This window comes from Paenarthrobacter nitroguajacolicus (assembly GCF_051027655.1).
GTDB classification, from domain to species: domain Bacteria; phylum Actinomycetota; class Actinomycetes; order Actinomycetales; family Micrococcaceae; genus Arthrobacter; species Arthrobacter nitroguajacolicus.
On record NZ_CP073234.1, the window covers coordinates 3,883,761 to 3,904,019 of the forward strand.

Annotated in this window: 17 protein-coding genes and 1 tRNA gene; 10 read left to right on the forward strand and 8 right to left on the reverse strand. The window is 62.5% G+C overall.

Annotation, left to right across the window (positions count from 1 at the left end; genetic code table 11):
* Positions 1 to 2 precede the first annotated feature (2 nt).
* The 4 genes from KCX59_RS18260 (at position 3) to KCX59_RS18275 (ending at position 4,925) form a co-directional block, all read left to right on the forward strand.
* Positions 3 to 950 carry a metallophosphoesterase gene (locus KCX59_RS18260; protein ID WP_179017076.1) on the forward strand — a complete coding sequence of 316 codons (948 nt, stop codon included), beginning with the start codon at positions 3 to 5 and terminating at the stop codon, positions 948 to 950.
* Between the two features lie 171 nt (positions 951 to 1,121).
* Positions 1,122 to 2,921: an ABC transporter ATP-binding protein gene (locus KCX59_RS18265; RefSeq protein WP_178995248.1), complete on the forward strand. Its 1,800-nt coding sequence runs from the start codon at positions 1,122 to 1,124 to the stop codon at positions 2,919 to 2,921.
* Positions 2,918 to 4,750: an ABC transporter ATP-binding protein gene (locus tag KCX59_RS18270; RefSeq protein WP_179017077.1), complete on the forward strand. Its 1,833-nt coding sequence runs from the start codon at positions 2,918 to 2,920 to the stop codon at positions 4,748 to 4,750. The genes KCX59_RS18265 and KCX59_RS18270 overlap by 4 nt, the downstream gene beginning before the upstream one ends.
* 98 nt (positions 4,751 to 4,848) lie before the next feature.
* A tRNA-Pro gene (locus KCX59_RS18275) sits at positions 4,849 to 4,925 on the forward strand.
* Between the two features lie 144 nt (positions 4,926 to 5,069).
* Here the strand turns inward: KCX59_RS18275 and KCX59_RS18280 are convergent.
* Positions 5,070 to 5,294, reverse strand: a complete 225-nt coding sequence (locus KCX59_RS18280) for a hypothetical protein (protein ID WP_179017078.1) — start codon at positions 5,292 to 5,294, stop codon at positions 5,070 to 5,072.
* A 127-nt stretch (positions 5,295 to 5,421) separates the two neighbouring features.
* Between KCX59_RS18280 and KCX59_RS18285 the strand changes: the two genes are divergently transcribed.
* Complete coding sequence (locus KCX59_RS18285) at positions 5,422 to 6,687, forward strand: helix-turn-helix domain-containing protein (protein ID WP_011776003.1); 1,266 nt, start codon at positions 5,422 to 5,424, stop codon at positions 6,685 to 6,687.
* Between the two features lie 75 nt (positions 6,688 to 6,762).
* Here the strand turns inward: KCX59_RS18285 and KCX59_RS18290 are convergent, their stop codons facing one another.
* The gene (locus KCX59_RS18290) at positions 6,763 to 7,701 is read right to left on the reverse strand and encodes a phosphoribosylaminoimidazolesuccinocarboxamide synthase (protein ID WP_179017079.1); all 939 of its coding nucleotides are present in this window, start codon (positions 7,699 to 7,701) and stop codon (positions 6,763 to 6,765) included.
* A gap of 2 nt (positions 7,702 to 7,703) precedes the next feature.
* Positions 7,704 to 9,062, reverse strand: coding sequence for a phosphoribosylamine--glycine ligase (gene purD / locus KCX59_RS18295; protein ID WP_178995291.1), 1,359 nt, complete (start codon positions 9,060 to 9,062; stop codon positions 7,704 to 7,706).
* Positions 9,063 to 9,195: 133 nt separating this feature from the next.
* Between purD and KCX59_RS18300 the strand changes: the two genes are divergently transcribed.
* Together KCX59_RS18300 and KCX59_RS18305 are read left to right on the forward strand one after the other, a co-directional pair.
* Complete coding sequence (locus KCX59_RS18300; RefSeq protein WP_179017080.1) at positions 9,196 to 10,212, forward strand: asparaginase; 1,017 nt, start codon at positions 9,196 to 9,198, stop codon at positions 10,210 to 10,212.
* A gap of 21 nt (positions 10,213 to 10,233) precedes the next feature.
* Positions 10,234 to 10,638: a sterol carrier family protein gene (locus KCX59_RS18305; protein ID WP_178995295.1), complete on the forward strand. Its 405-nt coding sequence runs from the start codon at positions 10,234 to 10,236 to the stop codon at positions 10,636 to 10,638.
* Between the two features lie 63 nt (positions 10,639 to 10,701).
* On the opposite strand, the gene KCX59_RS18310 is transcribed toward KCX59_RS18305, so the two are convergent.
* The 4 genes from KCX59_RS18310 to KCX59_RS18325 all read right to left on the reverse strand — a co-directional run bounded on the left by KCX59_RS18310 (position 10,702) and on the right by KCX59_RS18325 (position 15,585).
* A complete protein-coding gene (locus KCX59_RS18310) occupies positions 10,702 to 12,189 on the reverse strand; it encodes a cation:dicarboxylate symporter family transporter (protein ID WP_178995296.1) in 1,488 nt (495 codons plus the stop codon).
* Between the two features lie 267 nt (positions 12,190 to 12,456).
* Entirely contained in the window at positions 12,457 to 13,224 is a 768-nt protein-coding gene (locus KCX59_RS18315) for an SDR family oxidoreductase (protein ID WP_178995298.1), read from the reverse strand.
* Between the two features lie 34 nt (positions 13,225 to 13,258).
* Entirely contained in the window at positions 13,259 to 14,005 is a 747-nt protein-coding gene (locus KCX59_RS18320) for an aspartate/glutamate racemase family protein (protein ID WP_178995300.1), read from the reverse strand.
* A 14-nt stretch (positions 14,006 to 14,019) separates the two neighbouring features.
* A complete protein-coding gene (locus KCX59_RS18325; RefSeq protein WP_179017081.1) occupies positions 14,020 to 15,585 on the reverse strand; it encodes an NCS1 family nucleobase:cation symporter-1 in 1,566 nt (521 codons plus the stop codon).
* A 290-nt stretch (positions 15,586 to 15,875) separates the two neighbouring features.
* Between KCX59_RS18325 and aceE the strand changes: the two genes are divergently transcribed.
* On the forward strand, positions 15,876 to 18,635 hold the full coding sequence (gene aceE / locus KCX59_RS18330; RefSeq protein ID WP_178994212.1) for a pyruvate dehydrogenase (acetyl-transferring), homodimeric type: 2,760 nt from the start codon (positions 15,876 to 15,878) through the stop codon (positions 18,633 to 18,635).
* Positions 18,636 to 18,718: 83 nt separating this feature from the next.
* Here the strand turns inward: aceE and KCX59_RS18335 are convergent, their stop codons facing one another.
* Positions 18,719 to 18,910 (reverse strand): YegP family protein, encoded by a 192-nt coding sequence (locus tag KCX59_RS18335; protein WP_044569301.1) that lies wholly within the window; start codon positions 18,908 to 18,910, stop codon positions 18,719 to 18,721.
* Positions 18,911 to 19,072: 162 nt separating this feature from the next.
* Between KCX59_RS18335 and nboR the strand changes: the two genes are divergently transcribed.
* Together nboR and KCX59_RS18345 are read left to right on the forward strand one after the other, a co-directional pair.
* Positions 19,073 to 19,711: a nicotine blue oxidoreductase gene (gene nboR / locus KCX59_RS18340; protein WP_178994211.1), complete on the forward strand. Its 639-nt coding sequence runs from the start codon at positions 19,073 to 19,075 to the stop codon at positions 19,709 to 19,711.
* Positions 19,712 to 19,750: 39 nt separating this feature from the next.
* Positions 19,751 to 20,218 carry a GNAT family N-acetyltransferase gene (locus KCX59_RS18345; RefSeq protein WP_178994210.1) on the forward strand — a complete coding sequence of 156 codons (468 nt, stop codon included), beginning with the start codon at positions 19,751 to 19,753 and terminating at the stop codon, positions 20,216 to 20,218.
* Positions 20,219 to 20,259 lie beyond the last annotated feature (41 nt).

Sequence of the window (20,259 nt, forward strand, 5' to 3'; positions counted from 1 at the left end):
TCATGTCGTTTAGTTATTCATTGGCAAACCGCGTCCGCTCTATCGGGCGCGGTTTCGCCGTCACTGCAGCCGTCGGTGCGGCAGCAGGCGCAGCAGCCGCCGCATACGGGTGGTGGGAAAAGGACCAGTTCGAGGTCCGCCACGAAACCTTGCCCATTCTCCCTGCCGGTTCAGCCCCGCTCCGCGTCCTGCACCTAAGCGACATCCACTTCGTACCGGGCCAGGACAAGAAGACGCAGTGGCTGCAATCGCTGGCGGACCTCAAGCCTGACCTCGTGGTCAACACCGGCGACAACCTCAGCCACACCAAGGCCGTCGATCCCCTGATCCAGGCACTGCGGCCCCTGCTGGAGTTCCCGGGCGTTTTCGTTCCGGGTTCGAATGACTACTACGCCCCGCGGATCAAGAACCCGGTGGGCTACTTCCGTGGTCCTTCGCGGATGCGAACCGACCCCATTGCCTTGGACTGGCCGAAGCTCCGCTCAGCGTTCGGGATGGGAGGCTGGATCGACCTCACCAACCGCGCCCAGTCAGTGGTGCTGAACGGCCTGCGGTTCGACTTCTCTGGCGTGGACGATCCCCACCTGAACCGCGAACGCTATGCCGGCTGGCCCCGTGGAACGGTCAACCAGGATGCCCGCCCGCACCTGAAGGTGGCAGTCATCCACGCTCCGTACCAGCGCGTGCTGGACCACTTCACCGAAGCCGGAGCGGACCTGATCCTCGCCGGCCACACGCACGGCGGCCAAATCTGCATCCCTGGTTACGGTGCGCTCGTCGCCAACTGCGATCTCCCCAACTGGCGCGCCAAGGGCCTCCACGACTGGGAAAGCGACAGCTTCACGACGCCGGTGAACGTCTCCGGCGGCATCGGCACGTCGCGCTTCGCACCGGTCCGCATCGCGTGCCGCCCGGAAGCTGTGCTGCTGACACTCACGTCACGCAGCTAGAGCCCCGTCCACCAGCGGGACTCCGGGCGAGCATTACGATCCTCAATAACTGGGTCAAACATTTCACCTTCATTGCGTGGTCCTGTGAAACGAATCACGCCATGGCATAGGGTAGTTGCTACGGGAAACTACCTCCGCACCATCTGAAGATCCAGCTGTTGAGAAGCGGGCATGTCCAAGCAAACGTCATTCTTCACCTCCGTCGGCCGCCTGTACCCTCATGTGCGGCCCATCCTCCCCCGACTATTCATGGGCTTGATCTGCGCCCTCTTGGCCAGCATCGTCGCGCTGACCATCCCGCAAGTGCTGCGGGTTCTTGTCAACAACTCTTTGCAGCCCGGCGGTTCCACGGACGCCGTCTGGATTGCCGCCGTCGTGATTCTTGCTTTAGGTATCGCCGAAGCCGGGCTGGTGGCCTTGCGCAGGCAGTTCGTCATCAACCCGGCCACCACGGTTGAGACCCGGATGCGGGTGACCTTGTACGGCCACCTGCAACAGCTGACCGTCGCTTTCCACGATCGCTGGGGTTCGGGCCAGCTGCTCTCACGCGCCATGACGGACCTGAGTTTCCTGCGTCGCTGGATGGCGTTTGGCGCGATTATGCTGGTGGTCACCACGCTTACTGTGATCATCGGCGTCGGCGTCATGTTTTCCATGAGCTGGCAGCTGGCACTGATCTTCCTCGCAGCGGCCGTGCCGATCATGATCAATTCGTTCCGCTTCCGCCGCCGCTTCAGCTTGGTCACCCGCCTCAGCCAGGACCAAGCCGGCGACCTCGCCACAACTGTGGAGGAATCAGTCCACGGCATCCGTGTCCTGAAGGCCTTCGGGCGTAGCCGCGAAGCGTTGGAGAACTTCAACGGCCAGGCAGAAGAACTGCGCCAGACCGAGATCGCCAAGGCGAAACAGCAGGCTGGCTTCACGCTGGTAGTGACGCTGCTGCCGGAGTTGGCGCTGGGCGTCGGTCTGGTGGTGGGCATCATGCTCGCCGCGAGTGGGGAACTCAGCATCGGCGCGTTGGTGGCGTTCTTCGCAACAGCGGCCGTGGTGGCCACTCCGGTGGAATTTTCCGGCATGCTCCTGGCCATGGCGCTCACTGCCAAGACCGCGTTGGATCGCCACTTCGAGGTCATGGATACGGACAACACCATCACCTCGCCGGATCAGGCCACGGTTCCGGAATCCGTGAAGGGCGCCCTGCGCTTTGAGCACGCAGGTTTCGGGTTCGACGACGGCGGCACCCTCCTGCACGACGTCACCCTGGATATACGCCCCGGGGAAACAATGGCCCTTGTCGGCATCACGGGCAGCGGCAAGAGCGCCCTGCTCCAGCTGGTCCCCCGCCTCTATGACGTCACCGAGGGCGCCGTGACCATCGACGGCGTGGATGTTCGCGACTACGACATCGACGAACTCCGAAAGATCGTTGCCGTGGCGTTCGAGGACACCACTCTGTTCTCCAGTTCGGTCCGGGACAACGTACTCCTTGGAGCCCCCGATCCCAGCGACGCCGCCTTGGACGAGGCCCTGGATGTGGCACAGGCCCAGTTCGCCTACTCGTTGCCGGACGGCGTGGACACATTGATCGGCGAGGAAGGGCTGAGCCTATCCGGCGGTCAACGGCAGCGCATTGCGTTGGCCCGTGCCATCGCCGCCAAACCCAAGGTGCTGGTCTTGGACGATCCCCTGTCCGCACTCGACGTGAATACCGAGGAACGTGTGGAGGCCCGTTTGCGCGAGGTCCTACACGAGACCACCACCCTGATCGTCGCGCACCGTCCCTCCACCGTGGCCTTGGCGGACCGGGTTGCCCTGCTCGAAAACGGAACCATCACCGCCGTCGGGACCCATACGGAACTGCTGGCCGAGAATGATCACTACCGCTACGTCATCGCCAGCCTGGACGCCGGTCCGAAGGACCTGGACACCGAACTGGATGAGCTCGAAGAAGCTGAGGAGGCCCGCCGGTGACTGCCGCAACGTTTGGAACCGCCAATGAGGACAACACCCTCCTCACCAGGGCAGACAGCAAAGCCGTACGACGACGGTCGCTCACCTTGCTTGCCTCCCTCATCCGCCCTGTGCGCTTGCGTTTCTGGCTGACGATCGTGATGGTGGTGGTCTCGCAGCTCACCCGCGTTGCGGGACCGGCGTTGATCGCGTTCGGCATCGACCGCGCCCTTCCTGCACTGCAGTCGGGCGACAACGGGCCCTTGGTACTGGCTGGTTCCCTGTACTTGGCGGCTGCGATTGCCACGGCAGGAATGACGGCGCTGTACGTGACCTCTACTGCCCGGTTGAGCCAGGCCATGCTGTTGGATCTGCGCCTTCGGGTCTTCCGGCACACGCAGCGGTTGAGCCTTGAGTTCCACGAGAAATACACCTCCGGCCGCATCATCGCCCGGCAGACCTCGGACCTCGAAGCCCTGCGCGAACTCCTGGACTCCGGGGTGAGCTCCTTGGCGTCGGGCATGCTGTTCATGGTGTTCACTGCCGTGACTGTTTTTGCCCTGGATTGGCAGAGTGGATTGATCGTCCTCGCGGCCGGCGTGCCCATGTTCTTCCTTGCCCGGTGGTACCAGAAGCATTCACAAATCGCGTTCCGTGAGTCGCGCGTGGTGTCTGCCCGGCTGATCGTCCACTTCGTGGAAACGATGACCGGGATCCGTGCTGTGAAGGCGTTCCGCAAGGAGCGCGAGAATGCCTCCCGATACGGCGAGCTGGCTGAAGACTACCGCAAGAACACCGTCCGCTCCATCAACTTGAACGGCATCTTCCAGCCTGGTTTGGTGCTGATCGGCAATGTCTGTGTGGCCGTGGTCCTGCTGTTTGGCGGTTTCCGGGTTCTGGATGGTGACCTTGCCGTTGGCGTCCTGCTGGCACTGATCCTGTCCACAAAGCGCTTCTTCCAGCCGGTGGACCAGATGGCAATGTTCTACAACTCGTTCCAAAGTGCTCAAGCTGCCTTGGAAAAGGTGTCCGGGCTCCTCGAAGAAGTGCCCACCGTCCGTCCACCAAAGAACCCGGTACCGCTCAAGAGCTCACGCGGCGAGATCGATTTCAAGGGTGTGGAGTTCGGCTACAGCGACGGCAAAGTTGTGGTTCCAAAGCTTGACCTGCACATCCCTGCCGGCCAGACGATTGCCCTGGTAGGCCAGACGGGTGCGGGAAAGTCGACGTTGGCCAAGCTTGTGGCACGCTTCTACGACGTCACGTCCGGGGCCATCACGCTGGATGGCGTAGATCTTCGTGACCTGTCCACCACAGACCTCCGCCGCGCCGTGGTGATGGTGACCCAGGAAGCGTTCCTGTTCAGTGGCTCCGTGGCGGACAACATAGCTCTTGGTCGTCCCGAGGCTTCCCGGCTTGAAATCGAGGCCGCAGCTGCAGCAGTGGGAGCTCACGAGTTCATCATGAGCCTCCCCGAGGGATACGACACGGACGTCAACAAGCGGGGTGGGCGGGTGTCATCAGGTCAACGCCAGCTCATCGGCTTTGCCCGAGCGTTCCTGGCCGCGCCGGCCGTACTGATCCTGGATGAGGCAACGTCCTCCTTGGACATTCCTTCTGAGCGTATGGTCCAACAGGGATTGTCCAACTTGTTGGAGGGAGTGGCTGGTGGCAGGGGGGCCCGCACGGCCATCATCATCGCCCACCGCCTCTCAACGGTGGAGACGGCTGACAGGGTTCTGGTGGTCCACGACGGCCGCATTGTGGAGGACGGGACACCGGCCGAGTTGATCAGCGGTGGCGGACGGTTTGCCCAGCTTCATGGGGCTTGGCGCGACTCATTGGTCTAGCCTTTCCCCTCCTGCCGCTGTGAGGAGCGACACCCGCTCCTCGATTTCGCATCACGCACCTATTCAGCTATCCTTGAACAGTTGCTTTCGCAGCGGATCGGGATGTAGCGCAGCTTGGTAGCGCGCTTCGTTCGGGACGAAGAGGTCGCAGGTTCAAATCCTGTCATCCCGACCAAACACGAGAATGGCGTCGAGAAATCGGCGCCATTTTTGTTTGCCCGGAACTACCCCTTGCCGCCCACATCCACGGGAAATGGCAAAAAAGAAACCCCCGAAGCATCGCTCGTCACGCTTCGGGGGTTTCTTTACTACAATTGTTTTACATAGGGTCGGGCCAGTTACCAATGGACATCGTGGTGACTGTCGTTTCGGTCTTGTCCTTCTTGGGTGTTGTGGTGGTGGACCGCATAGGGTCCGGCCAGTTGCCAATGGCGCTTACTGTGCTGGTATCTGCTGCAGGAGCAGCAGATACAACCCCGGGAGCCGCAACCGCGAACGTCAGTGCGCCCGCCACGGCCACTGAAGCGATGATTTTCTTGAACATGATGTAGTACCCCAATGCGAGTCGGATTCGTTACGGAAATTGCACGGTCCCTGTTGACATACATTGTAAAATGTTTTCCACAGAGACTGTCAAGGTTTTGGTCAAAAGACACCTGTAGGAGGGACCCGTGGGAAACGGATTCGGCGAGAAGCTACGTGCCGAACGGCTCGAACGTGGGTTAACGCAGGCAGAGCTCGGCAAAAACCTGTATTCACCGAGCTACATTTCGCTGCTTGAGACAGGCCGGCGCGAGCCCACGGCCGAAGTCATCGAGGAGCTGGCCCGCAGGCTCGAACTTGCACCGAAGGCCTTGGAAGCGTGGAGCCAGCCGGTCTCCGTTAGTGATGCCGAGTATGTCCTCGCCGGTCTCTACGCCCGACAGGCCTGGGATCTTCGCGACTACCAACTCGCCGCCAGCCACGCTGCCACAGCTGCGCAGATTGCCCTCGAGGCCAAGAACAACAGCGCCTGGTGGAACATGACGTACATGCAGGCCGAGTGCGTGATGAAGCAAGGCCAGCTGAAGGAATGCCAGCAAATCGTTGAGCACCTCCTGGAGCACCCCATGGCCACCGAATCCGCTGGCCTCGGGGTGCGCGCCTGGCAGATGCTTGCCGCGGTGTGTCACGGACAAGGCCAACTGGCCACCGCCGTCGAGCATGCCAAGCAAGCCGTAAAGCTCAGCGAGCAGCTGCCCAAGGGGTCCACGCTCATCATCGGTGCGCACCGCGCGCTGATCGGTGCCCTGGCCGAGAGCGGCAAGCTGGACGAAGCCTGGCAGTACTGCCTGGCGATGATCGAGCACATGGACGAGCACTCCATGTCGCAACTGGCCGGCGAAGTCGCTTGGGTGGTCGGCAACGTCGCCTTCATGCGCCACGACTATGTAGAGGGCATCAAGCACCACGAGCGTGCAGCCAAGCTCCTCTCCCCCGCCAACGACATTGAGCTGTGGGCCCGTTTCAACAAGGCCTCCGCAGCAGTTCGACTGTCCTCGGGGATTGTGGAACCGGAAACGTTGTCCGCCATTGAGCGTGCAGAACTCGCGCTGTCCATTGTGGGCGGAAACAAGACAGACCAGCTTGAGGTCGCCTTCATCCGCGCCCGCTGGCTGTACCTGACCGGGGACATCCCGGCCGCCGTCGAGAAGCTCCGCGAAATCTACGCAGACCGTAAGGTACTGGCCCGGCACACCGCAGGCGAAGTGTCGCTGCTGCTGGGCAAGTCCTTGAAAGCAGCCGGGGAAGCCGCGGAGGCGCTCCAGTTCCTGGAAGAGGCGCAGCACGACTTCAGTGCGGCAGGAGCGTCGGACCGGGTTCAGCAGGCCATGGACGCAGTCCTGGAGATCCGGCTGGCCGAGCGTCGTGCCGCAAAGGAACACTCGGAAGCCTGATTGACCCAAGTAAGTCGCAGTTAAGCGCGTTTTGAGGGGTCAAAACGCGCTTAACTGCGACTCAGTTGGGTGCTTCTAGGCGAAGGTGCGGCCCGTGAGCTTCTCGTAAGCCTCCACGTAGCGGGCACGGGTGCGCTCCACGACGTCGGCGGGCAGTGCCGGCGGAGGAGTGTCCGAGGACTTGTCCCAGCCGGACTCGGCGGAGGTCAGCCAGTCGCGGACGTACTGCTTGTCGTACGAAGGCTGCGACTGACCCGGCGCGTACGTGGACGCATCCCAGAACCGTGAAGAGTCCGGGGTGAGGACTTCGTCGCCCAGCGTGATGATGCCGGTGGCAGCGTCGATGCCGAACTCCACCTTGGTGTCGGCCAGGATGATGCCGCGTTCGCGGGCGATCTCCTCGGCCCGGGTGTAGATCTTCAGGGTCAGTTCACTCAGGCGGGCAGCGATGTCGTCACCCACCATGGCCACGACATCGTCATAGGTGATGTTGACGTCGTGCTCGCCCACTTCGGCCTTGGCAGAGGGCGTAAAGAGTGCCTTCTCCAAGCGCGAACCATCAACCAGGCCCTCGGGCAGCGGAATGTCGCACACCGTGCGGGATTCCTTGTACTCAGCCAGGCCGGAGCCGGTGAGGTAGCCGCGCGCGATGCATTCCACAGGGAACATGTCCAGCTTCTTGCAGATCATGGCGCGGCCCTCGACGGCGGCAGGAACGCCGCCCTCAACCGTGGACGCCAGCACGTGGTGCTCAACATCCAACTGATCGAACCACCACAGGCTCAGCTGCGTCAGGACGCGGCCCTTGTCCGGGATTTCGCTGCTCAGCACGTGATCGTAGGCGCTGATGCGGTCGCTGGCGACAACCAGCACGCATTCCTGGCCGATCTTTTCCGTGATGGCTTCGTCGGCCGGGACGTAGAGATCGCGGACCTTGCCGGAGTAGACGTGCGTCCAGCCCGGAAGTTCCAGCGTTTCGGTTTCGAAGCCGCCCGTAGGGATGCCTTCAGTCATGCTCAGGCCTGCACTTTCGGGATGGTTCCTGTAGCCGTGTACGGAACGCGGATTTCGCCGCGGGCGGCTTTGCCTCCGATGTCCGTACGGAACTGTGAGCCTTCAAGCTGAACCAGCTCAACGCCGTCGTACGCCTTTTCACGGGCCTCAACCAGATCCGAACCGAGCGCGACAACAGCAAGGACACGGCCGCCGGCAGAGACCACTTTGCCTTCGTCATCCAGCTTGGTGCCGGCGTGGACTACGTGGACACCGTCCAGTTCGTCCACCTTCTTCAGTCCACGAATGCGATCGCCCGTGCGGGGTGCGTCCGGGTAGTTTTCGGCAGCAACGACGACGGCGACTGCCGTGTCCTTGGACCAGCGCAGCTCTTCTGCCGTGTCCAGTTCGCCCTTGGCAGCTGCCAGCAGCAGCGCACCGAGAGGGGTCTTGAGGCGAGCGAGGACGGCCTGCGTCTCGGGATCGCCGAAGCGAACGTTGAACTCGATGACGCGCATGCCGCGGGAAGTCAGGGCGAGGCCGCAGTACAGCACACCAACGAAGGGCGTGCCGCGGCGGGCCATCTCGTCGACGGTGGGCTGGGCTACGCGGTCGATGACTTCCTGGACCAGGCCCTCAGGAGCCCATTCAAGCGGGGTGTACGCGCCCATGCCGCCGGTGTTGGGACCTTCGTCGTTATCGAAGATGCGCTTGAAATCCTGCGCCGGGGACAGCGGGACGGTGTTGCGGCCGTCGCAGAGGACGAACAGGGAAACCTCGGGGCCGTCGAGGAATTCCTCGATGACCACTGTTCCACCGGCGTCGAAGCACGCCTGGGCATGTGCCAGGGCCTCTGCGCGGTCCTTGGTGACCACCACGCCCTTACCGGCGGCCAGGCCGTCGTCCTTGACTACATACGGGGCGCCAAAGGTGTCTAAGGCGTCGGCAGCTTCGTCAGCGTTGGTGGCAACGCGTGCCATAGCCGTGGGAACGTTGGCCTCAGCCATGATCTGCTTGGCGAACGCCTTGGAAGCCTCCAGCTGGGCTGCTTCCTTGCTGGGACCGAACACCGGGATGCCGGCTTCTCGGACGGCGTCGGACACACCGGCGGCCAAAGGTGCCTCGGGTCCTACGACAACCAGGTCCACGCCCAGCTTGGTGGCGAGGGCGGACACAGCTTCCGGGTTGTTCCCGTCAATCGCATGGGTGGGAACGAGTTTGCTGATGCCCGCGTTGCCAGGGGCCGCGTGGACCTCGGAAACGTTGGGATCTTCAAGCAGAGAGCGGACAATGGCGTGTTCGCGGCCGCCTGGGCCAATGACGAGTACCTTCACAGTCCTCAAGGGTACTTTGTGAAGGGCGCGGGGCCTAAGCTGTGTCATTCACCGGACCTGTGGACACGGGCCTGGCGTGAGGCCCGGCGTGAGGCCCGGCGTGAGGCCCGGCGTGCACGGATCACGCGCGCGGGCACGCGGATGACCGGGGAACCGACCCGCCGCGCCCTAGACTTGATTCATGCCCATGAGTTCGCATGAAACGTTCAACGTTGAGTCCGCGGTGGAACTGGCAGTGATCGAACGAAGTGGCTTTATTGAGTCCCGGCACATCGGCGCGGCCGTGGTTCTTGCCGGTGATGGCTCGGTGGTCACCCGTCTTGGTGACATCGATGCTCCCGTCCTCGCCCGCTCCACCCTCAAACCCTTCCAGGCCCTGGCTTCCATGCAATCCGGCGTGCCCCTCCGTGGCGCGCAAGTTGCTGTCGCCTGCGGCAGCCACACTGGTTCCCTGGATCATATGGACGTTGTGGAAGGGATGCTCAAGGCAGCGGGTGCTAAAGAAGAAAACCTCCAGTGCCCCGCCGCCTGGCCCCAGGACGAAACCGCCCGCAACTGGATGGTCCGCTCCGAACGCGGACAATCCAAACTTGCCTTCAATTGCTCCGGGAAGCACGCAGCATTCCTGTGGGCGTGCACCGAAAACGGCTGGGACCTGCGCAGCTACCTCGAACCAAACCACCCGCTCCAGCAGCGCGTTCGCTCGGTGATCGAGGAATACAGCGGCGAAACGATCTCCCACCTGGGCATCGACGGCTGCGGAGCACCCGTTGCCGCCATCTCGCTGACCGGCCTGGCCCGCGCCTACTCCCGCCTGGCCAAATCCCCGGGCGATAAGTCGTCCAACGCACGTGCCGCCACCATCGCCACCTCCATGCTGGACTACCCCTGGGCAGTTCAGGGCAAGGGTGAGTCCAACACGATCGTGATGGAGGAACTGGAGGTCCTGGCCAAGATAGGGGCCGAGGGCGTCCTGGTCCTGGCGACTCCCACCGGCGCAACCGTGGCCGTGAAGATGCTGGACGGCAACCTTCGCGCCACATCCTTGGTAGGACTGACTCTGCTGGCCGTGAGCGGTGCCGTGGACATCCCTGCAGTTTCGAGCGTTCTGGAGCGCGTGGTGGAGCCCGTGCTCGGCGGCGGCCACGAGGTGGGCAAGATCCGGCTGGGACACGCTGTCTCCGCCCTGCTGGACTAAAACTTCTGAGGAGAGGAACAAATGGCTGTTGCACGACGCCGCGTCAACATCGAGGAAGGCCGCGCCGCGCTGGCAGCCTGGCAGGCCGCCGTCGAGCCTTCCGGCAGTACAGGTGAGCCAGGCAGCGTTGCCGGCCCGCCGCCGTCGCGCACTTTGATTGCGACGGCGGTCCGCTACTCCCTGGAGGAAGTCACCGCCCGCGCGCCCGGCAACTCGGTGGAAGTCCGTGTGCCGCCGTTCGGTGTGACGCAGTGCGTTGAGGGGCCCCGCCACACGCGCGGCACTCCCCCGAACGTGATCGAGTGCGACGCCGCCACCTGGCTTTCGTTGGTGACGGGCCGGATTTCGTGGGCAGACGCAGTATCGGACCACAGGGTGACTGCGTCCGGTTTGCGTGCCGACCTCTCGGAGTTGCTGCCCCTTTAACAGGTTTTGCACAGCTGAGGCCCCTCAAGAATCCTCTTGAGGGGCCTCATGCTTTGGGCTGTACTAGTCCGGGCAGACCGGGGCGGATGGTTGGCCCCGTTTGCTCATTTCGAACTGCGGGATGTCCTCCGCGACGGGACCGCCACGGAACTTGGGCGAAGGCTCCTGGCCGCCACTGATGCGTTCGAGTTCCTGCTCCTCGAAGACTTCTTCCTTGCCGAGCATGATGGCGGAATCGTGGTTGGTGATCTCGCCGTTGAAGGCGCGGAGCATGACGCTGCGGTCGAATTGGCCTTCCCATTTGGCCACCACGAACGTTGCCACGCAGTTGCCCAGCAGGTTCACCACGACGCGCATGGAGTCCATGAGGCGATCGGCTCCGAGGAGGAGTGCGACGCCGGCTACCGGGAAGATGCCCAGCGCAGCAGCCGTGGCGGAGAGTGCCAGGAAGGACGAACCCGGCACGCCGGCCATGCCCTTGGAGGTCAGGAGCAGGACGCCCAACGCCGCCAACTGCTGGCCAAGGTCAAGGTTGTGGCCGAAGGCCTGCGCCAGGAACAGCAGTGAAATGGACAGGTAGATCGCGGCGCCGTCCAGGTTGAAGGAGTAACCCGTGGGAACCACAAGGCCGGTGGTGGCACGGGAGCAGCCGGCGTTGGTCAGCTTGGTCATGATACGCGGCATGACTGCTTCAGTAGAGGCGGTGCCGAGTGCCAGCAGGAATTCTTCACGGGTGTACTTCAGGAACGCCCACAGGGGAACCCGGGCGAACCCCCAAGCCACCAGGAACAGCAGGCCGATGAAGATGATCGCCGCTCCATAGCAGGCTGCAATCAGGAGGGCATAAGTGCTGAGCGTGCCAAGTCCGTACTGGCCGATGATGAAGGCCATGGCACCAAATGCACCGATGGGAGCCACTTTCATGATCCAGGACATGATCTTGAAGATCAGCTCCAGGACGGTTTCCATGAGGCTGATGACCGGCATGCAGCGTTCGCGGCCGATGACCACGATGGCTGCGCCGAAGAACACGGAGAAGAACAGCACCTGAAGCAGGCTGTTGTTGGCAAAAGCACCGATCACGCTGACGGGAATGACATCCAGGATGAAGGCTGCAGCGTCCTTGGGAGGCGCATTGCCGGTCTTGGCGTTGAGTGCGTCCTGGGAGAGCGTAGCGGGGTCGATATTAAGGCCAGCACCAGGCTGAACGATATTTCCGACGATGAGCCCGAAGACGAGGGCGAAGAGAGTGGCGCCGGTGAAGTACAGGAGCGCTTTGACCCCGACCCTTCCGACCGCTTTGACGTCGCCCACTGCCGAGATGCCTGTGACGATCACGAGGAAAATCAGCGGGGCGATGATCATCTTGATGAGTTGAATGAATCCATCACCCAGTGGCCGGAGGGCGGACCCAATTGTCGGCCAAAAATGACCGATGAGTACACCTGCGACGACGGCGATCAGGATTTGAAAAAAGAGCGACTGGTACAGCCGCTTTTTCTTCTGCGGGGCCGAACTCGCCTTCAGCGCCGCGGAGTCTGGGATCTTCATTGATCTGAACCAATCAGTTGGGAACGGCCCCACATTTTGAGGGGGTTTTTCAAATGTAAGCCTGCTCACACCATTCCGCAAGGGGAAATAAGATTTCCATATTATGGAAAGTCACATTCGGTTTGGAGCTTGGCCGTTGGTGCGCCCACCACCTTCTTTGACGCAGAAATGCCCGGGACACACCCTTCTACAGGCGTGTCACGGGCATTCGAAAAGCAAAGTGGGTGGTGGCGGCACGGGCCCGCGGTTTGGGGCGGTGCTGTGAGGCTAGCCGCGGCCCACGAAGGGCATCCCGGCAGCGGTCACCACCAAGGATCCGACACTGGCCGACGCCGGCATGTTGGCCATCATCAGCACGGCACGGGCTGCATCGTCCACGGGGAACATGGGCTCGACTTTGCGGCTGCCGTCAGCCTGCAGCGCCCCGGAGCCCACGCCAATGGTGTCCATGATTTCGGTGCGGGTATTACCGATGTCGATCTGCCCGCACGTAATACCGAACTCCCGACCATCGAGCTCGATGCTCTTGGTCAGGCCCGTCATCGCGTGCTTAGTGACTGTGTAGGCAACGGATTTGGGCCTGGGCGAGTGCGCCGAAATGGAGCCGTTGTTGATGATGCGGCCACCTTGCGGGTCTTGGGATTTCATGGTTCGCACAGCCTCCGCGGCGCACAACATGGAGCCCGTGACGTTCACGCGAAGCGTTGCTTCCCACTCGTCCACACTGATGTCACCCACGTCGCCCGCCGGCCCAAAGATGCCGGCATTGTTGAACAGCACATCAACCCGACCCCAGCGTTGGCGGACCTCCGCGAAAAGGCGCGCGACGTCGTCGGGCACTGTCACGTCGCACGGAACCGCCAGCGCGTCCGGATGGTCGCCGGCCGTTTCCAGGAGCTGCGCCTCCCGGCGGCCGGCTAGCGCAACGCGGTAACCCTCGGCGAGCATGAGCCTGGCGACAGCCCGCCCAATTCCGGAACCGGCCCCGGTCACGACGGCGACCCTCGGGTTTGCGGGAGGGCTGGAGTCAGTCATGTGGTTGCCTTTCGGGGAATTGCCTGTGGCAGCGTCAGCGTGCGGCTTCAGCTGGCTGGGCGGCTGTTATCGGCCAGCCTATGACAGTCTTCGGGCGCGGAGTGGCGTAGGTCCTGACCTTGGACGTAGACAACCCAAGGCGGACCAGGGACTCGGCGATGGTCACCGCCGCAGCCACTCCGTCCACTACGGGGACGCCGGTGCGCTGGCGGATTTGTTCGTCGAGACCGGCCATGCCGCCGCAACCAAGAACAATAACTTCCGCTTTGTCGTCGTGAACAGCTTGTTCCGCCTGGCTCACAATGGCTTCAACAGCACGCTCCGGGTATTCCTCGAGCTCCAGCACGGCCATGCCGCTGGCCCTGACCGAGGCACAACGCGCCTCCAAACCGGCGAGCTTGAGCCGGTCCTCGATCAGCGGTACGGCGCGGTCAAGCGTGGTGACCACTGAATACTTGTGGCCCAGGAACATCGCGGTGCTTGCTGCTGCCTCGGTGATATCGACCACGGGGACGTCGAGCAGTTCCTGAAGGCCTTCGCGGCCGTGCTCGCCGTAGCCGGCCTGGATGACGGCGTCGAACGGTTCGGGATAGTTCACCACTGCATCCATGACGGCGATCGCGGCGAGGTAGCTTTCGAAGTTGCCTTCGCAGGAGTCGGCGCCGAAGCGAGGCGTGATGCCGATGATTTCGGTGCCAGGAGCCGCTGCGGCACGAGCCTGCGCTGCGATGGAGTCCGTCATGGACTGGGTGGTGTTGACGTTTGCGACAAGGATGCGCATGGGTTTCCTCAGTGTCAGTGGGTGCTGGCGACGGCGATCGGCTCGCCCGAGACGTCCTGGTGGACCTGCTTCTTGTCCGCGACAGCGAAGTACGTCATCGCTGCCACGCCGGCTCCGATGAACCAAGCGAACGGAGCAGCCGCGGCCAGTGCTGGGATAAAAGCTATGGCAATGGCGAGGCCGGCTGCCGGAAGCATGGCGATGATGGCCTTCGGGTTTACGCCGCGCTTGTAGAAGTAGGCGCCCTTGGGATCCTCCGTGTAGAGCTCCGGGACATTGACCTTGCCGCGGCGGACCAGCCAGTAATCGGCCATGACCACACCGAACAGGGGCCCGAGCAAGGCACCAAGGCCACCCAGGAAGTACACGATCACGATCGGGTTGTTGTAGAGGTTCCACGGCAGGATGATCAACCCGATGGTGCCGCTGACCCAGGCCGCCTTGCGGAAGTTCAGGTGCCGCGGGAAGAGGTTGGTCAGGGCGTAGACCGGAGCTACGAAATTGGCCATCAGGTTCACGGCGATGGTCAGGATCAACAGGGCCAGACAGGCAAGGACCAACAGAAGCGTATTGGGGATGCTCTCCACAATGTCTGAGGGACTCTCGATCACTGTGCCGTTGATCTTGTACTGCCCACCGGCCATGACCACCACGATGGCGCCAAAGACGAGCATGTTGATGGGGATGCCCCAGAAGTTGCCCTTGACGATGGACTTCTTGGAAGCCGAGGACCGGGTGAAGTCGCAGAAGTTCAGGACGAACGTTCCGTAGATGGAAACCCACAGGGCACCGCCGGCAAAGATGGTGAGCCACATTTCGGTACCCTCTAGGCCCTTGATGCCGCTCCACTGGATGGCGCCGCCGGCTTCGATGAAGACCCACACGGCGATCGCTGCCATGGTCACCAGGATGATGGGACCGGCGAAGGCCTCGTACTTGCGGATCATCTCCATGCCGAAGCTGACAATGACCAACTGAACCATCCAGAGCGCCACGAACGACAACCAGCCCAGGGTTGAAAGGCCAAGGATGGAGTTGCTGTCCAGGTCTTTCAAACCCGGCGCCATGGCCACCAGCATGACGCGGAGGACCACGGATGCCAGATACGTCTGGATGCCGAACCAAGCAACGGCAACAGCGCCGCGAACCAGGCTGGCGATCTGCGCTCCCCTGATGCCGAAGCTGATGCGGCTCATGACAGGGAAGGGAACACCGGTCTTCTCGCCCATGAATCCAGAGAAATTCAGGAGCGCGAACAGGAGAATGGCGCCGATACCGAGGGCTACCAGGATCTGCCAACCACCCAGACCGAGGGAGAACAGGCCGATGGCGAAGGCATAGTTACCCAGGCTGTGGACGTCGTTGGCCCAGAGGGTAAAGATGCTGTAGCTGGTCCACTTCCGGCCCTTGGCCTTAGTGGGTGCGAGGTCGATGTTGTAAAGGCTGGGACTGATGGTACGGCCTGCGGCTTCGGAAGCAATAGCGCAGAGGTCGGTGTTTCCCACGACCGGATGGTTGGGGCCACCTGCGTTTCCGTCTCCCGGAGCCCCAGTGACGCCGACTGATGAAGTCGTCTGCATCGTGGATCTCCACTTCGTACTGATTCCACAATACGGAATCTAGTTATTGAATAGTGAAAGCACTCTATGACTCAGGTCACGTAACGTCAAGGTTCTCCGTGTATGCAGGGTCACATTCGGTTGCTTGGCCGAAGCTTTCCCAGTTGACTGTCTTGGTTAGGCAATCCGTGTTGACGCTGCCCAACCAGCAGACGTAATCTCGAATTGCAGAATTTTATTCTCACAATACGAAATTCCTTGAGCGCCCCCACAGAGCAAGCGCCCAGACATTCAATGAAGAGAGGTTGGACGTGGCTGCAGGAGAAGAGACCTCACACATCCTCAGCGGGTTGACTGCCCAGCTGCCTGATCGTGATCCGGAAGAGACCGCGGAGTGGATTGAGTCACTTGATGCGTTGATCGCGGAGCAGGGTACCGAGCGTGCCCAGTACATTATGCGTTCGTTGCTGCAACGTGCCGGTGCGAGGTCGGTGGGTGTGCCGATGGTGACGACCACTGATTATGTGAACACGATCCCGGTGGACCAGGAAGCTGCGTTCCCGGGGAACGAGGAGTTCGAGCGCCGGTACCGGGCGTACATGCGGTGGAACGCCGCGGTGATGGTTCATCGTGCGCAGCGTTCGGATATTGGTGTCGGCGGGCATATCTCCACGTATGCCGGTGCCGCGACGTTGTACGAGGTGGGTTTCAACCACTTCTTCCGCGGCAAGGACCACCCCTCGGGCGGGGATCAGGTGTTCTTCCAGGGCCACGCCTCGCCGGGCATGTACGCCCGGGCGTTCATGGAAGGCCGTCTCACGGAAGAGGATCTGGACGGGTTCCGTCAGGAAAAGTCCAAGGCCGGTCATGCCCTGTCCTCGTACCCGCACCCGCGCCTGATGCCTGATTTCTGGGAGTTCCCGACCGTGTCGATGGGTATCGGCCCGATGAACGCGATCTACCAGGCCCAGTCCAACCGGTACCTGCAGAACCGTGGCATCAAGGACACCTCCGACCAGCAGGTCTGGGCGTTCCTGGGCGACGGGGAAATGGACGAGCCCGAGTCCCGTGGCCTGCTCCAGCTCGCCGCGAACGAGAACCTGGACAACCTGAACTTCGTGATCAACTGCAACCTCCAGCGCCTGGACGGACCGGTCCGCGGTAACGGCAAGATCATGCAGGAGTTGGAGGCGTTCTTCCGCGGTGCGGGCTGGAACGTGATCAAGGTCGTCTGGGGCCGGGAGTGGGACTCCCTCCTGGAAGCCGATAAGGACGGGGCGTTGGTGAAGATCATGAACGAAACCCCCGATGGTGACTACCAGACCTACAAGGCCGAGTCCGGCGGGTTCGTTCGTGAACACTTCTTCGGCAAGTCCCCGCAGACCAAGGACATGGTCGCGGACCTGGACGACGAGCAGATCTGGGGCCTCAAACGCGGCGGCCACGACTACCGCAAGGTCTACGCCGCGTACAAGGCAGCGACCGAGTTCAAGGGCAAACCCACCGTGATCCTGGCCAAAACGGTCAAGGGCTACGGCCTGGGCCCGCACTTCGAAGGCCGTAACGCCACGCACCAGATGAAGAAGCTGACCATGGACGACCTCAAAGCCTTCCGTGACCACCTCCGCATCCCGATCAGCGATGACCAGCTCGACGCTGACCTTTACCGGCCCCCGTACTACCACCCCGGCATGGACGCCCCGGAAATCAAATACCTGATGGAACGCCGCGCCGAACTCGGCGGGTTCGTGCCCGAACGACGCCGCACCCACACCCCCGTGACCCTCCCGGACGCCAAATCCTACGAAGTGGCCAAACGCGGGTCCGGGAAACAACAAGCCGCCACCACCATGGCCTTCGTCCGTTTGTTGAAGGACCTGATGCGGGACAAGAACTTCGGGGCCCGGTTCGTGCCCGTCGTCCCCGACGAATCCCGGACCTTCGGCATGGACGCGTTCTTCCCGACCGCGAAAATCTACAACCCCAAAGGCCAGAACTACCTCTCCGTGGACCGCGACCTCGTCCTGGCCTACAAAGAATCCCCCGCCGGCCAACTGATCCACCCCGGCATCAACGAAGCCGGCGCCGTCGCAGCGTTCACCGCCGCCGGCACCGCGTACGCCACCCACGGCGAACCCCTGGTCCCGATCTACGTGTTCTACTCCATGTTCGGCTTCCAACGCACCGGCGATTCCTTCTGGGCCGCCGCGGACCAAATGACCCGCGGCTTCATCATCGGCGCCACCGCAGGACGAACCACCCTCACCGGCGAAGGACTCCAACACGCCGACGGACACTCCCCCATCCTGGCCTCCACCAACCCCGCCGTGAAAACCTACGACCCCGCCTACGGCTACGAAATCGGCCACATCATCCGCCACGGCCTCGAAGAAATGTACGGCGAGAACAGTATTGATCAGAACGTGATGTACTACCTCACCGTCTACAACGAACCCATCACCCAACCCGCCGAACCCGAAAACCTCGACATCAACGGGCTCCTCAAAGGCATCTACCGCCTCGCCCCCGCTCCCCAAAGCGACGGCACCACCGGGAACCGGCCCACCGCGAACATCCTCGCCTCCGGCGTGTCCGTACCCTGGGCCCTCGAAGCCCAACGGATCCTCGCCGAAGACTGGAACGTCGCCGCCGACATCTACTCCGTAACCTCCTGGAACGAACTCCGACGCGACGGACTCGCCGCCGAAGAACACGCCTTCCTGAACCCCGGCCAACCCGCCCGCACCCCGTTCATCACCGAACAACTCGCCGGCACCACCGGACCCGTCATCGCCGTGTCCGACTACATGAAAGCCGTCCCCGACCAAATCCGCCAATTCATCCCCAACGACTTCGCCTCCCTCGGAGCAGACGGCTTCGGCTTCTCCGACACCCGCCAAGCCGCACGCCGCTACTTCAAAAACGACACCCACTCCATCGTCGCCAAAACCCTCCAGTTGCTGGCGGCGAGGGGCGAAGTAGAGGAGGGCGCGCCGTCGTACGCCATTGACCGCTACAAGCTGCTGGACGTCAACGCCGGCACCACCGGCGGAGCAGGCGGCGACGCCTAAACAGCCCGCATGACAAATTGGCGGCAGCGTTCGTTAAGAACGCTTCCGCCAATTGTCGTTGAGCGGGTTTCGTTGAACCGGACTTAGGTGCCCAGGTTCCTTCTATCGACCACGAAGCCGGTCGCCGCATTCTCGCGAACCGCGTTGATACCAGCCACTACCGCTTTCAGGTTCGGGAACTGTGGCGACACTGCCACAACCGTTCCATCCTCCGCGGTCAGCCGGAACCGGAATGAGTTGGTTCCTGCCTTGAGAATTTCAAAACTGCCAGCCATTTTCCCCTGTTCTTTCACGCGACACTGCGTATCCGAGCTGACTTCATAACTCCCTCACCGACCATATCGGCCAATTCAGACCACCAAAAGCCCTACTGATCGCTAATTTACAACCGATATTGGTAGATCTCTTGGAAAGAAACCCAAGGAGCTACAGACCGCATGGAGCCCCGCGCGTATCGTGAGGATATGACTGACACCGGCACGGCCCCCACCACGGGCGTGCTCCTCGCTGCAGGCGCCGGAACACGGCTGGGTCGTGGCCCCAAGGCGCTGCTCCCTTTCCGGGGCAGGACCCTGGTGGAAGTACTCGCCGACACGCTGTTCGACGGCGGATGCCGCGAGGTTGTTGTGGTGCTCGGCGCTGAGGCCGACGTCGTCCGCCAAAGCACCGATTTGGGCGCGCATGTGGTGGTCGAGAACGAGAATTGGGCCAAGGGAATGGCTGGCTCCTTCCGCGCCGGCATTGATGCGGCCATGGCAGGCAACAGCATCATGGTGGCGCTGGTGGACCAGCCCGGGTTAACCCCGACGGCGGTGAGCAGGTTGCTGGGCAGCCACCGTCCCGGCCGGGTCACTGCGGCCGCCTACCCCGACGAGTCCGGCCACCTGAAGCGTCGGCACCCGGTGATTTTCGACGTCGGACTCCGCTCCGAAGCGGCTGCAGCCGCCAATGGCGACACGGGCGCGCGTTCGTTCCTGAAGGCGCATCCGGGGCTCGTGGATCTGGTGGACTGCAGCGACCTCTGCTCCGGCGAGGACCTGGACACGAAGGACCAGCTGCATCTTTTGGAAGGGTAGCGGCGGTTCGGACGGGTACCGGCGGGTAAATTTAGGGACATGATCCGCATCGCAACTGATGATCCCGCACGCCCGGATGTCCACCAGCTCCTCAGCGAGCACCTGGCCGATATGTTCGCCACTTCCCCGGCCGAAAGCGTTCATGCCCTGGACCACTCGGCGTTGAAGCATGAGTCGATGACGTTCTGGACAGCCCGGGAGGACGGCGTTCTGCTGGGTTGTGGAGCCTTGAAGGCCTTGTCCTCCGGGCACGCCGAGATCAAATCAATGCGCACTACTTCCATTGCCCGCGGACGTGGAGTGGCCACCCAAATGCTGGAACACATCGTGGCCGAAGCTGCCCGATTGGGTTACGAGCGGGTGAGCCTGGAAACGGGGACCGAGGACTACTTCGCTCCGGCCCGTCGTTTGTATGCCAGGCACGGATTCACGGAATGCCCGCCCTTCGGGGATTACACCCTGGACCCCAACAGTGTGTTCATGGAGCTCGCCGTCTTCCCCAAGTAGGTAACAGCAAACGTCTCAATGAGCGCTCATACCGACGTTTG

Excerpts from the sequence above, each read along its gene's own strand:
- KCX59_RS18260 (WP_179017076.1), top strand. The coding sequence starts at position 3 with ATGTCGTTTAGTTATTCATTGGCAAACCGCGTCCGCTCTATCGGGCGC.
- KCX59_RS18265 (WP_178995248.1), top strand. The coding sequence starts at position 1,122 with ATGTCCAAGCAAACGTCATTCTTCACCTCCGTCGGCCGCCTGTACCCT.
- KCX59_RS18280 (WP_179017078.1), bottom strand. The coding sequence starts at position 5,294 with ATGTTCAAGAAAATCATCGCTTCAGTGGCCGTGGCGGGCGCACTGACG.
- KCX59_RS18290 (WP_179017079.1), bottom strand. The coding sequence starts at position 7,701 with ATGACTGAAGGCATCCCTACGGGCGGCTTCGAAACCGAAACGCTGGAA.
- purD (WP_178995291.1), bottom strand. The coding sequence starts at position 9,062 with ATGACACAGCTTAGGCCCCGCGCCCTTCACAAAGTACCCTTGAGGACT.
- KCX59_RS18300 (WP_179017080.1), top strand. The coding sequence starts at position 9,196 with ATGCCCATGAGTTCGCATGAAACGTTCAACGTTGAGTCCGCGGTGGAA.
- KCX59_RS18305 (WP_178995295.1), top strand. The coding sequence starts at position 10,234 with ATGGCTGTTGCACGACGCCGCGTCAACATCGAGGAAGGCCGCGCCGCG.
- KCX59_RS18310 (WP_178995296.1), bottom strand. The coding sequence starts at position 12,189 with ATGAAGATCCCAGACTCCGCGGCGCTGAAGGCGAGTTCGGCCCCGCAG.
- KCX59_RS18315 (WP_178995298.1), bottom strand. The coding sequence starts at position 13,224 with ATGACTGACTCCAGCCCTCCCGCAAACCCGAGGGTCGCCGTCGTGACC.
- KCX59_RS18320 (WP_178995300.1), bottom strand. The coding sequence starts at position 14,005 with ATGCGCATCCTTGTCGCAAACGTCAACACCACCCAGTCCATGACGGAC.
- KCX59_RS18325 (WP_179017081.1), bottom strand. The coding sequence starts at position 15,585 with ATGCAGACGACTTCATCAGTCGGCGTCACTGGGGCTCCGGGAGACGGA.
- KCX59_RS18335 (WP_044569301.1), bottom strand. The coding sequence starts at position 18,910 with ATGGCTGGCAGTTTTGAAATTCTCAAGGCAGGAACCAACTCATTCCGG.
- nboR (WP_178994211.1), top strand. The coding sequence starts at position 19,073 with ATGGAGCCCCGCGCGTATCGTGAGGATATGACTGACACCGGCACGGCC.
- KCX59_RS18345 (WP_178994210.1), top strand. The coding sequence starts at position 19,751 with ATGATCCGCATCGCAACTGATGATCCCGCACGCCCGGATGTCCACCAG.